This window comes from Mycobacteriales bacterium (genome assembly GCA_030697205.1).
Taxonomy (GTDB): Bacteria; Actinomycetota; Actinomycetes; order Mycobacteriales; family SCTD01; genus JAUYQP01.
This window is the reverse complement of record JAUYQP010000028.1, coordinates 84,356-96,362: the sequence shown is the minus strand read 5'-3', so window position 1 is coordinate 96,362 and position 12,007 is coordinate 84,356. Positions and strand designations below refer to the sequence as shown.

Here is a 12,007-nt window from a genome sequence, read left to right as displayed (position 1 = left end):
GTGGCGGGCCCGGCTCCTGCTACTCCTGGATGACGGGCAGGCCGAGGTGCCAGCCCTGCCCGACCGGGACCCCGATCGCCAAGAGGGCCTGCAGCTGCCCCTCCGTCTCCACGCCCTCCGCGAGCACGTCGCTGCCGACCTCGCTCGCGAAGGACACCAGCGCCTCGACGAGCGCCTGCTGGCGGGCGTCAGTGTCGACGTCGCGGGTGATGCTGGTGTCGAGCTTGATGACTTCGGGCTGCAGCAGCAGGACGTGGCGCAGCGAGGCGAAGCCAGCTCCGGTGTCGTCGACCGCGATGCGGGCACCGAAGCGCCGCAGCCGGTCGAGGGTCGCGCGGGCCTGGGGGTAGTCGGCGACGGCCTCGTGCTCGGTGATCTCGACGACCACCCGCGCCAGGTCGCTGTCGTGCAGCAGTGCGAGGACCTCGGGGTCGGTCAGCGCGGCGGGGGAGACGTTGACGGCGAGGAACCCCGAAGCGGGCAGCTGCGGCAGCAGCGCCAGCGCGGCCCGCAGCGTCAGCCGCTCGAGCTCCGCGCCGAGACCGTGGCGGCCGGCCGCGCGGAACCACCGGTCGGTGGGCACCCGGCCGCCGAAGCGCGAGAGCGCCTCGTGACCGACGACGGCACCGGTCGCGAGCTCCACGACGGGCTGCAGGGCGATCTTCACCCGTGCCGCGGCGATGAGGTCGCGGACCTCCCGCGCCTCGGGCAGCCCCGCGTCGTCGTCGGGGGTGACGGAGCGGCCCGGCAGCAGGGCGGTCGCGGTCCGCAGCGCGCGCACCTCGGCCTCGAGCTGGTGCCACCGCCGCGCCTGGCGGAAGTAGCCGCTGGTGCCCTGCACGACCAGCCCCACCGCGGGCACGACCAGGGCGGCCACCCCGACGCCGAGCCCTGACCACCAGAGCCCGTCGTACCTCTCCATCGACCCCGCGCGCAGCGCGGCGGCCAGCGGCGCGAGCGCCAGCCCGCCGAGCACCAGCCCCCACGGCCCACGCAGACCGAGAGGCACCTCCTGCCACCAGCGCACAGTGGCGGCCAGCGCCACGACGGCGATGGCGGCCTCGGCTCCGCGCAGCGCGGTCGTCGCACCGACGCCGTCCGCGACGAGCGCGGGCAGCGGGTCGGTCCACAGCGCGGCGGTGGCGACCAGGCCCACCAGCAGCAGCGCCAGCAGGGCGAACCACCGCAGCGACCGGACTGCGAGCCCGGCGGTCAGGACGCACAGCGGCAGGGTGAGACCCCACGCGAGGCCGAGGGCGGCGCCCCGGTCCGGGGCGTCGCCGCCTGCGTCCGCGCCTGCACCGAGGACTGTCGTCGCATGCAGCAGCACGCCCACGAGCAGCAGGCCGTAGCCATCGGCGACCCAGCGCAAACGGACATCTCCGGTGACCGAGGCCGCGACGAGCAGGAGGTACGACGTGAGCAGCGTGGCCACGCCGGCGAGCGCGTGCGTGCCGGCCAGGGGGACGCTCGCGGTGACGTCGTCGCGCAGCAGGCCCGCGCCTGGGACGACGACGCAGGCCAGCAGCCCGACGAGCAGGATCGCGGTCCAGCCGCCGCCGACCCACGTCTCGGGGGGCGCGGGAGGCAGGGCCCAGCCACCTCGGCGGACGTAGGGACGGGCAGGGGGGCGTCGGTCGGCCGTCGCTGGTCCGCCCGTCACCGTCCACCTCCTGCCCGCGTCCGTTCGGACTCCAACCCTGCCACGACGGGGCGTCACGCAGACCGCACCGCGCCGAGCGGGCTAGCCTCGGGGACGTGACGCTCTACCGGGACGAGGGCGTCGTCCTGCGCGTCCAGAAGCTCGGCGAGGCGGACCGCATCATCACCGTGCTGACCCGGCGCACCGGCCGGGTCAGGGCGGTGGCCAAGGGCGTGCGGCGTACCCGGTCGAAGTTCGGCGCCTCGGTCGAGCCCGGCAGCCACGTCGACCTGCAGCTCTACGCCGGCCGCTCCCTCGACGTGGTCAACCAGGCCGAGACCATCACGCCCTACGGCGCGCTGCTCGTCGGCGACTACCCCCGCTGGACGACCGCGATCGCTGTGCTCGAGACCGCCGAGCGGTTGACCGCGGAGGAGCGCGAGCCGTCGATGCGGCTGTTCCTGCTGGTGATCGGGGCGCTGCGCGCGCTGGCCGGCCCCGGCACCGGGGGCGGTGAGGGTCCCCAGCGCGACCCGTCGCTCGTGCTCGACGCCTTCCTGCTGCGGGCGATGACGGTGGCCGGCTACGCACCCGCGCTGTGGGACTGCGCGCGCTGCGGCGAGCCGGGCCCGCACCGGGCCTTCTCCGTCCCGGCCGGCGGCGTGGTCTGCGCGGCCTGCCGCCCGGCAGGTTCGGCCTCGCCTCCACCGGCCGCGCTCGCGCTGATGACCGACCTGCTCGAGGGCGACTGGGCGGGCGCGGAGGGCTCCGACCCGCGCTCGCGCCGGGAGGCCAGCGGCCTGGTCGCCGCGCACCTGCAGTGGCACCTCGAGCGCGGGCTGCGATCGCTGCCGCTGGTGGAGCGGACATGACGCGACCACCGACCCGGCCGCCGACGCCGCACCCCAGCGGTGCCCGCCCGCCGGCGATCCCGAAGGACCTCGTACCCCGCCACGTCGCGATCGTCATGGACGGCAACGGCCGCTGGGCCAAGGACCGCGGGCTGCCGCGCACGAAGGGCCACGAGGCGGGCGAGGCGTCGCTGTTCGACGTCGTCGAGGGGGCGATCGAGCTCGGCATCGGTCACGTCAGCGCCTACGCCTTCTCGACGGAGAACTGGAAGCGCAGCCCCGACGAGGTGCGCTTCCTCATGGGCTTCAACCGCGACGTCATCCGCCGCCGCCGCGACGAGATGCACGAGCTCGGGGTGCGGGTCCGCTGGGCCGGCCGCCGCCCACGGCTGTGGCGCTCGGTCATCAACGAGCTCGAAGCGGCGGAGGAGCTGACCCGCCGCAACCGGGTCTGCACCCTGACGATGTGCGTCAACTACGGCGGTCGTGCCGAGATCGCCGACGCCGCGAAGGCTCTCGCCCTCGACGTCGCGGCCGGCCGGCTCGACCCGGCGAAGGTCGACGAGCGGGTCCTCGCGCGCTACCTCGACGAGCCCGACATGCCCGACGTCGACCTCTTCCTGCGCACCAGCGGCGAGCAGCGGACGTCGAACTTCCTGCTCTGGCAGAGCGCCTACGCCGAGCTGGTCTTCGTGCCGGAGCTGTGGCCCGACGTCGACCGGCGGGTGCTGTGGCGGGCCTGCGAGACCTACGCCTCGCGCGACCGTCGCTACGGCGGCGCGGTCCCCAACGAGGTGGCCGAGTGACCAGCCGTTCGCTCGGCTGCGGCGGGTCGTAGTGCACGACCACGGGACGCCCGCGCCCCCGGCTGACCGGCGGGGCAGGCTGCTGCTCACCGCGCTGCTCCTGCCGTGCCTGCTCGTCACGCTCGTCTCGCTCGTCGTGCTGTGGCCCGCCGAGCGGACCCGCGCCGCCGACGCCGACCAGTTCGTGCCCGACGCCGTCGTCGCCGCCCGCGTCGTCGAGGTGCGGGAGGTCGACTGCGGCTCGGTGGAGGCGGAGGGGCGCTGCCAGCAGGTGGCCTTCGAGCTCAACGGTGGTGAGCGTCAGGAGGTCGAGGTCGACCCCGGTGCGGGCCAGCCGCGGCTGGTGGTCGGCGACGCGGTGAAGCTCGCGAAGTACGTCGACGTGGCCGGTCTCGAGACCTACGCGCTGGTCGACTTCCAGCGCGACCGGCCGCTGCTCCTGCTCGGCCTGCTCACCGCGGTGGTCGTCGTCGCGGTCGCGCGGTGGCGCGGTCTCGCGGCGATCCTGGGCGTCGGTGTCACCGCCGTCGGGGTCGTGGTCTTCGTGCTGCCGGCCATCCTCGAGGGGAGCAGCCCGATCGCCGTCGCGCTGACCGCGTCGAGCGCGCTGCTGTTCGTCGTCCTCTACCTCGCCCACGGCCTCAGCGCCCGCACCAGCGCCGCGCTCGTCGGCACCCTGCTGAGCCTCGGCATCTGCGCGGCCCTGTCGAGCCTGTCGGTCGACCTCACCCGCATCACGGGGCTGTCGTCGGAGGAGACCGTCGCGCTGCAGGGCTTCGCCGCCGGGGTCGACGTGCGCGAGCTGCTGCTGTGCGGCTTCGTGATCGGCGCGCTCGGCGTGCTCAACGACGTCACCATCACCCAGTCGAGCGCGGTCTTCGAGCTGCGCGCGAGCGACCCGCTGGCGAGCCGGCTCGCCGTCTACCGCAGGGCGATGCGCATCGGTCGCGACCACATCGCCAGCAGCGTCTACACGCTGGTGTTCGCCTACGCCGGCGCGGCCCTGCCGCTGCTGCTCGTCTTCACGCTGCTCGACCGGCCGGTCGGCCAGGTCCTCACCGGTGATCTCATCGCCGTGGAGCTGGTCCGCACGGCCGTGGGCACGATCGGTCTGGTGCTGTCGGTGCCCATCACCACGGCCGTCGCGTCGCTCGTGGCGGGGCAGGCCGGTGCTCAGGCCAGGACGGCGAAGGCCACCACGTTGTCGCGGTAGTGCCCGGTGCGCCGGTCGAAGGCGCCGCCGCACGTGACCAGGCGCAGCGACGGCCGCTCGGTCGGCGCGTAGACCTCGTCGGTCGGGAACGCGGTCTTCGCGTGCTGCTGGACGCGGTCGACGAGGAACGTCGCGTCACGGCCATCAGGACGTCGTACGACGATCCTCGTCCCGGGTCGCAGGTCGCCGAGCCGGGCGAAGACACCGGGCACCCCGTCGAGGTCGACGTGGCCGACGAGCACGGCGGCTCCCGGGTCACCCGGGACCGGCCCGGCCGACCACAGCCCGACGTCGGAGGCGGTGCGCGGGACGTCGAGGACGCCGTCGCGGGTCGCGAGGCCGATGACCGGGGCGTCGACCTCGAGGGCGGGGACCCGGACGCGGGGGGTGGTGACGGTCGGGGGCGCACCGGCACGCAGCGCGCCCAGTGCGGCCGTCAGCGGCACGCCAGGGCCGGGGTCGGCCACGGCGGCCGGGACAGCGGTGCGCAGCAGGACGAGCCCGCCGGCGACCGCGAGGTCCAGCGCCAGCAGGCCCGCGACCACGGGCACGGCGAGCCGCCGGGCACCGGGGGAGACCCGGTGCCCAGCAGCTCGCGCCGGGTCAGTGCTCAGCGGCGGGCCGCCTGGCGGACCGCGACGCTGGTCGCGCCGAGGGCGCCGAGCAGGGCGAGCGTCGCGACCGCGACGGCACCGCTGGGCAGGCCGCTCGTGTCGCTGCGCCCGCCGGCCGAGACGCCGCCGGTCGGGGCGCCCCAGGTGATGCGCACGACCGAGGTCGCCTCGGCGTTGGCGCAGCCGTCGCCCTCGGGGTCGGCGCAGAAGGTCACGGTCTGCACGCCGGCGGTCGCCGAGGTGACGCGCACGTGGTACTCGCTGTTGGCGGCCTCGAAGCCGTCCTGGATGCAGGACGTGTCGGTCTTGGTGGCGGTCTTCGGGCCGGTCATGTCGGCGTCGGGGCAGCCGGTGACCTTGCCGACGCCGCCGACCTCGAAGGCGGCCTTGACGTCGACCTTGCTGCTGCCGGAGAACAGGCACGCGTCGACGTGGACGTTGCCCATTCCGGTCGCCTCGTCACCGAGCGGCTGGGTGTCGCGCTGGTCGGGCGAGCCGCAGTCGGAGGAGGCCATGGCGTTGGGGTTGAAGGTGGCCTTGCCGGTGTCGGGGTTGACGTAGGCGACGGGGCGCTCGCCGGCGGCGGTCGCCGATCCGGTGAGCAGGCCGACGGACGCGCCGAGCGCGGCCGTGGCGAGGACGCCGGTGAGGAGCAGGGTGCGGGTGCGGAGCACGGGACCTCCTGGTGCGTGGCCTGCGCGGCGCGCGGGCTCGTCAGGGAGGTCTACGGACGGCGAGCCCGTCCGGTTCATGCCGGTCTGTCGTCAGGCGACCCGCTGCACGACCGCCAGCACCAGCAGCGCGAGCACCCCGAGCCGCAGGCCGCGCCCGAGGCCCTGCACGGCGGGCCAGGACAGGTAGGACAGCCAGCCGACGAGCAGCAGCACCAGAACGAGCAGCGGCACCCCCACGGAGGCGGGGGCGAGCAGGCCGGCCACGAGCAGCAGGCCGGTCACAAGTGGCAGGGTCCACGACGGGCGCTGCGAGAGGTAGACGAGCGCGACGCTGCTGCGGCGCTCGACGGCGCCGCGCAGCCCCGTCCGGGGCGCGGGGGGCGGGGCGGTCCTGCGGCGGGGCGGTGGCATGCCCACTAGCCTTCCACCCGTGCTCGTCGTCTCCCGCTTCGTGGTCCCTCAGGACGACGCCGGTCCCTTCCTCGAGCGGGCCCGCGCGGCCCTCGCGGCCTTCTCCGCGCGGCCGGGTTACGTCCGCGGTCGGGTCGGTCGCGCCGCCGACGACCCCACAGCGTGGGTGCTCTCGACCGAGTGGGAGGGCGTCGGGGCCTACCGCCGCAGCCTCGGGGCCTACGACGTGAAGGTCGACGCCGCGCCGCTGCTGGCGCAGGCCGTCGACGAGCCGAGCGCCTTCGAGGTGCTCGTCGCCGACGACAGTGCCTCCGTCGAGACGGTCCAGCCGAGCCGGCGCGCGGTGGACGCCACCCAGGTCTCGCTCGGCGAGGCCTCCGGGCCCGCGGTCAGCGACCTGTGAGGGCGCTGCTGTTCGGGGGGCTGGTCGCTGGTGCGCTGCTGCTCGCCGGCTGCGGCGGGGGCGCCACGACGCCGCAGGCCGACCCCGGCGTGCCGTGCACCTCGCTGCCGCCGGCTGACCCCGCCGCGGTCCTGCCCACGGGATTTCCGGCGCTCGCCGACCAGGTCCTCTACGCCCCGGCGTCGCAGGGCGCGACCCGCATCGTCTTCGGGCGGGTGCCCGGCACCGACTTCCTGGCGTTGCGTGACGACCTCGTGGCGCGGCTGACCGCGGCCGGCTTCCGCATCGAGTCCACCGACCAGGAGGCGGTCGAGGCCGAGGCCTTCTTCACCGGCCCGGTCGAGGGCACGGTCAAGGTGCAGCGGCTGTGCGCGGAGCAGCTCGAGGTGCGTTACAAGCTCGACGGCTAGCCGGTCGGGCTCGGTGCGGCTGTCGGGCCCGCGGTCGGCTCTCCGGTCGGGCCGGTGGTCGGCTGCGTGGTCGGTCCGGGGCTGGAGGAGCCGGTGCCCGGGTCGCTCGCCGTCGGCTGGGCCGAGCTCGTCGCAGCCGGGTCGGCCGAGGCAGCGGGGCTCGCGGTGCCCGAGGAGGTCGCGACGGCCGTCGTCGTCGGTGAGGCGCTGCTCGTCGCCGTCGTGGTGGTGACGGCCTCGGCGTCGACGAGGCCGCCGGCCACGAGGATGTCGAGGATGTCGGCCTGGACGGCCTGCACCTCGGCGTAGAGCTCGTCGACACCCAGGCCCCGGTCCTCCACCCCGTCGAGCCGCGCCCAGGCCTCGGCCAGCTGCGCCTCCACCTCGGCGGTCGGCACCGACCGCAGCGTGACGACGAGCTGCGTCGCGAGCGCCGTGGTGAGGCACTCGACGCACTGGGAGTTGGCGGCCACCGCGGTGTTGACGGGCACGACGGTGTCGCTACCGCCGACGACGAGCACGACCTGGAAGGCGACGGCGACGGTAGTGCAGGCGCGGCAGCTGGCGAGCGCGAACGCTTCGTTGGTCTGGGTCACGTCGGCGCCGTCGGTGACGCGCACCATCGCGAGCGCCACGTCGTAGACCACACCGCCGTCCTCGGTGCCGAGGGCGACGGCCTGGTTGTCGCCCTCCAGCGCCTCCTCCGGGATGCGGAAGGGGAAGACCCGGGCCGGGCCGCCGTCGGCGGACGTGACCAGGGCCTGCAGCGGGCCGCCGCCGTCGGGGCGGACGAGCAGCAGGGTCGGCTGGTCGGCGTCACGGGGCACCAGCGCGATGGCGGAGCGGGCCGAGGTGAGGGTGACGGGGCGCTCGGCGGCGGGGGCGCTCGAGACCAGCGACGGCAGGGTGCCGCGCTCGTCGGTGCGCACCGGCTCGTACTGCCCGGCGGGCCACCAGGCCCAGGCGAGGAGGGCGAGCAGCAGGGTGGCCGCGGTCAGGGTCGCGCCCCGCAGCACGGGACGGCCGCGGGTCGCGGTGCGGGCCTTCGCAGCTGTCCGACGCACGATGCGCGAGAGCAGGTAGACGGCGGCGGCAGCCGGCAGGACCAGCCCGAGCAGGGACAGCAGCCGGGCGAGGCCGCCGACGACGTCGCCATCGGCGAAGTCCGACGCGAGCGAGCCGCCCTGGCTGTCGAGGCTGTCCCAGGCGGTGGCGAGCAGGCGGGGGAGAAGCAGCACGGTGAGGACGAGCAGGCCGAGCAGCAGCGGCGCGACGACGAGCACCCAGGCCGTCACGACGACCCGTGCCCACGGCTTGAGGGGGTTGGCCGGGCCGCGTCCCCACCGCCAGGGGAGCAGCGCCTTGAGGGTCGGCCCGAGGTGGGAGAACAGGTCGGGGACGCCGGTGAGGTCGGCGAGGATGTGGTAGCCGTCGGCCCGGATGATCGGTGCGAGCTGGCGCACCATCTGCACGAGCTGGGTCGCGACGCCGAGCAGCAGCGCGTCCTCGCGCACGAACCACCACAGCCCCGCGATCCCGACGGCGAAGACGCAGTTGAAGTAGAGGCCGGCGAGGTCGACGCGCAGCCGGCCCCAGCGGCTGAGCCGGTAGGAGTCGTCGACGTCGGTGTAGAAGGCCGGCCAGACGAGGTAGAGCCCGGCCCCCATCGCGCCCGGCTGGGCGCCGCCGTAGCGGCAGGCCGCCGCGTGTCCGAGCTCGTGGAAGCCCGCCGACAGCACGGTGAGGCCGAAGACCGCGAGCAGCAGGTGCGGCTCGTAGAGCGCTTCGCGGGTGGCCGCACCGAGCCCGCGCTCGAACAGCACCCACCAGGTCGTGAGGGCGAAGGCGACGAGCACGGGGACGACGACCCACGGTCGCAGCAGCTGCGCGAAGGGAGCGGTGATGCGGTTGGTGGCCTTCGGGTCGCTGACGACGACCTTGAGCCGCAGGGCCAGCAGCGGGTTGGACTTCTGCACTGCCGGCGCCTCGCCGTCGGCATCACCGAGCACCCCCAGGGGCACCAGCTTGTGCTCGAGCAGATGCGTCACGTCCGCTGCCGCCACGGGGCGGTCGAGCTCGGCGGACAGGGCGTCGGCGATCTGCTCCGCGCCGCGTCGGCCGTCGACGAGCGACAGCAGGGCGTAGAGCAGCGGGGTGAGCTGCAGGGTCTGGCCGTCGCCGCGGCGCACGAGGGCGGGCGCGTCGCGGTAGCCGGAGCCGGCGAGCTCGCCGAGCAGCTCGACCCCGGGCGCGAGGGCCGGGGTCGAGCTGGTCGGGCGGGTGGGGGTGGTCACGTGCTACTGGACGATCGTCGAGTCCTGGTCGGCGGTGGCCTCCGCCGTGACGTCGTCGAGGTCCTGCGTGATGACCGCGGTCTGCTGAGACACAGCGGTGGCCTCCGACGCGATCGAGCCGACGTTGGCGCTGACCGCGGCGTCGATCGGCGCCGCGACGTTGGCGTTGGCGGCGACCGCCCCGGCGATCGGGGCGGCCACGTCGGCGTCGAGCGCGAGGTCGACGTTGATGTCGAGCAGGTCGCCGGACAGGGCGTCGCCGACGACGGTCGGCGACTCGGCGACCGGGGCGGGCGCCTCGACGGTGTCGTTGCTCTGGTCGAGCGTGGAGGTCTGCGGGGCGTTGGCGATCGCCTCACCGGAGATCCCCTGGTCGATGAGGACCTGCTGGTCGGTGAGCGACTGCGCGGTCGAGCCGACCGAGAGCAGGTTGGCCGACGCGGCGGCGTCGATGGGCGCGGCGATGTTGGCGTTGGCCGCGACGGCGAGGTCGATCGGCGCGGCCACGTCGAGGCCGAGGTCGAGGTCGGCGTTGAGGTCGAGTAGCGACATGACCTCCTTGGTGGGCAGGGCCGTCGCGCCCTCGGCGGCGAGCTCGGCGTCCGTCAGGCCCATCGGGGTGTCCGTCATCGGGGTCCTCCTCGTCCGGCCGCCCTGTGGTGGGCGGTGTCTGGACGAGGCGGTACCCGGGCCGGCGCCCCGGGCAAACCGGGCGCCCAGGTCACACCAGCCTGTCCGTCAGACGGGCTGCAGGTCCGCCAGCACGGAGGTGAGCGTCGCGGTGCTCTGGTGAGTGAGCCCGAGCGTCGAGACGTGGCTCCAGCGCAGCAGGCCCTCGCTGTCGACCACGAACACCGACCGCTTGGTGACCAGGCCGCGGTCCACGGCGTACGCCTTGTGGGCCTCGCGGTCGACGTCGGCGAGCAGCGGCATCTTCAGACCGCGCTTACCCGCGAAGCGCTTCTTGCTCTCGACGTCCTGCACCGAGATGCCCCACAGGACCGCGCCGGTGGAGGTCAGCAGGTCCCAGTCGTCGGAGTAGGAGCACAGCTGCTTGGTGCACCCCGGCGTCGAGTCGCCCGGGTAGAAGGCGAGGACCACCGGGTGGCCGCGCTGCTCCGACAGGACGAAGCGGCGGACCTCGCCGTCGTACCAGCCGTCGAGGGCGATGTCAGGGGCGGGGGAGCCAAGGGCAGGGGCCATGATCTCGAGTCTGCCTCACGCGTTAGCCTGACCGCTCACCCGACAGCCAGCCGGACCGGAGACCCCACCTCGTGAACAAGCCCGCCAAGACCGCAGACCGCATGGACACGATCGTCAGCCTCTGCAAGCGACGCGGCCTGGTCTTCCCGAGCAGCGACATCTACGGCGGGCTGCGGGCGTCCTGGGACTACGGCCCGCTCGGCGTCGAGCTGAAGAACAACGTGAAGCGGCAGTGGTGGAAGGCCGTCGTGCAGGGGCGCGACGACGTCGTCGGCCTGGACTCCTGCGTCATCCTCGCCCGCGAGGTCTGGGAGACCAGCGGTCACGTCACCGCCTTCGTCGACCCGCTCGTCGAGTGCACCTCGTGCCACAAGCGCTACCGGCAGGACCACCTCGAGGAGGGCGCCGGCAAGCCCCTCGCTGAGCTCGCCTGCCCGCACTGCGGCAACCGCGGCACGTGGACCGAGCCGAAGATGTTCAACGGCCTGCTGAAGACCTCGCTCGGACCGGTGGAGGACGAGAGCGGCCTGGCCTACCTGCGCCCCGAGACCGCGCAGGGCATCTTCATCAACTACCTCAACGTGCAGCAGAGCGCGCGCAAGAAGCCGCCGTTCGGCATCGGCCAGATCGGCAAGAGCTTCCGCAACGAGATCACCCCCGGCAACTTCATCTTCCGGACCCGCGAGTTCGAGCAGATGGAGATGGAGTTCTTCGTCCCGCCGGGCGAGGACGAGACCTGGCACGAGTACTGGCTCGAGCAGCGGATGAGCTGGTACACCGACCTCGGCATCTCGCCGGAGCGGCTGCGCTTCTTCGAGCACCCCGCGGAGAAGCTGTCGCACTACTCCAAGCGCACCGTCGACATCGAGTACAAGTTCGACTTCACGGGCACCGAGTGGGGCGAGCTCGAGGGCATCGCCAACCGCACCGACTACGACCTCACCGTGCACTCCAAGGCCAGTGGTGCCGACTTGTCCTACTTCGACCAGGAGACCGGCGAGCGCTACACGCCCTTCGTCATCGAGCCGGCCGCGGGTGTCGACCGCTGCACCCTGACCTTCCTGCTGGACGCCTACGCCGAGGACGAGGCCCCCAACGCCAAGGGCGGCGTCGACAAGCGCGTCGTGCTGCGGCTGGACCGCCGGCTCGCGCCGGTCAAGGCCGCGGTGCTCCCGCTCTCGCGCAACGCCGACCTGTCGCCGGTGGCCCGCGACCTCGCCGCGACCCTGCGGCGGTCGTGGAACGTCGACTTCGACGACGCCGGCGCGATCGGCCGCCGCTACCGCCGGCAGGACGAGATCGGGACGCCGTTCTGCATCACGGTCGACTTCGACACCCTCGAGGACCAGGCCGTCACCGTGCGCGAGCGCGACTCGATGGCTCAGGAACGGGTATCACTGGACCAGCTGCCGCGCTACCTGCACGACCAGTTCGGCCCGCTGTAGGCGCTTTTCGCCCGAGAAGGCACCTGCTCGTCATCTGACAC

General features: G+C 74.1%; 13 protein-coding genes. 6 read left to right on the top strand and 7 right to left on the bottom strand.

Annotated elements, in window-relative coordinates; all coding sequences use genetic code 11:
* Positions 1-19 precede the first annotated feature (19 nt).
* The gene (locus tag Q8R60_09035) at positions 20-1,663 is read right to left on the bottom strand and encodes an EAL domain-containing protein (protein MDP3712613.1); all 1,644 of its coding nucleotides are present in this window, start codon (positions 1,661-1,663) and stop codon (positions 20-22) included.
* A gap of 95 nt (positions 1,664-1,758) precedes the next feature.
* Between Q8R60_09035 and recO the strand changes: the two genes are divergently transcribed.
* Genes recO through Q8R60_09020 form a run of 3 tightly spaced genes read left to right on the top strand, consistent with a single transcriptional unit; the run spans position 1,759 to position 4,512 of the window.
* Positions 1,759-2,514, top strand: a complete 756-nt coding sequence (recO, locus tag Q8R60_09030) for a DNA repair protein RecO (GenBank protein MDP3712612.1) — start codon at positions 1,759-1,761, stop codon at positions 2,512-2,514.
* Positions 2,511-3,299: an isoprenyl transferase gene (locus Q8R60_09025; GenBank protein MDP3712611.1), complete on the top strand. Its 789-nt coding sequence runs from the start codon at positions 2,511-2,513 to the stop codon at positions 3,297-3,299. Before recO ends, Q8R60_09025 begins: the two co-directional genes overlap by 4 nt.
* Before the next feature lie 31 nt (positions 3,300-3,330).
* A complete protein-coding gene (locus Q8R60_09020; GenBank protein MDP3712610.1) occupies positions 3,331-4,512 on the top strand; it encodes a YibE/F family protein in 1,182 nt (393 codons plus the stop codon).
* On the opposite strand, the gene Q8R60_09015 is transcribed toward Q8R60_09020, so the two are convergent.
* From Q8R60_09015 to Q8R60_09005, 3 genes are all read right to left on the bottom strand, one after another.
* Positions 4,473-5,063, bottom strand: a complete 591-nt coding sequence (locus Q8R60_09015) for a sortase (GenBank protein MDP3712609.1) — start codon at positions 5,061-5,063, stop codon at positions 4,473-4,475. The genes Q8R60_09020 and Q8R60_09015 overlap by 40 nt on opposite strands.
* A 59-nt stretch (positions 5,064-5,122) precedes the next feature.
* Complete coding sequence (locus Q8R60_09010; GenBank protein ID MDP3712608.1) at positions 5,123-5,800, bottom strand: hypothetical protein; 678 nt, start codon at positions 5,798-5,800, stop codon at positions 5,123-5,125.
* Positions 5,801-5,890: 90 nt separating this feature from the next.
* Complete coding sequence (locus Q8R60_09005) at positions 5,891-6,211, bottom strand: hypothetical protein (GenBank protein MDP3712607.1); 321 nt, start codon at positions 6,209-6,211, stop codon at positions 5,891-5,893.
* A gap of 19 nt (positions 6,212-6,230) precedes the next feature.
* Between Q8R60_09005 and Q8R60_09000 the strand changes: the two genes are divergently transcribed.
* The gene (locus Q8R60_09000) at positions 6,231-6,614 is read left to right on the top strand and encodes an antibiotic biosynthesis monooxygenase (protein ID MDP3712606.1); all 384 of its coding nucleotides are present in this window, start codon (positions 6,231-6,233) and stop codon (positions 6,612-6,614) included.
* The gene (locus Q8R60_08995) at positions 6,611-7,024 is read left to right on the top strand and encodes a hypothetical protein (protein ID MDP3712605.1); all 414 of its coding nucleotides are present in this window, start codon (positions 6,611-6,613) and stop codon (positions 7,022-7,024) included. The genes Q8R60_09000 and Q8R60_08995 overlap by 4 nt, the downstream gene beginning before the upstream one ends.
* Here the strand turns inward: Q8R60_08995 and Q8R60_08990 are convergent.
* From Q8R60_08990 to Q8R60_08980, 3 genes are all read right to left on the bottom strand, one after another.
* A complete protein-coding gene (locus Q8R60_08990) occupies positions 7,021-9,318 on the bottom strand; it encodes a hypothetical protein (protein MDP3712604.1) in 2,298 nt (765 codons plus the stop codon). The genes Q8R60_08995 and Q8R60_08990 overlap by 4 nt on opposite strands.
* A gap of 3 nt (positions 9,319-9,321) precedes the next feature.
* Positions 9,322-9,948, bottom strand: a complete 627-nt coding sequence (locus tag Q8R60_08985; GenBank protein ID MDP3712603.1) for a peptidoglycan-binding protein — start codon at positions 9,946-9,948, stop codon at positions 9,322-9,324.
* 108 nt (positions 9,949-10,056) lie between these two features.
* Positions 10,057-10,521 (bottom strand): peroxiredoxin, encoded by a 465-nt coding sequence (locus Q8R60_08980; protein ID MDP3712602.1) that lies wholly within the window; start codon positions 10,519-10,521, stop codon positions 10,057-10,059.
* Between the two features lie 101 nt (positions 10,522-10,622).
* Between Q8R60_08980 and Q8R60_08975 the strand changes: the two genes are divergently transcribed.
* Entirely contained in the window at positions 10,623-11,966 is a 1,344-nt protein-coding gene (locus Q8R60_08975) for a glycine--tRNA ligase (protein ID MDP3712601.1), read from the top strand.
* Positions 11,967-12,007 lie beyond the last annotated feature (41 nt).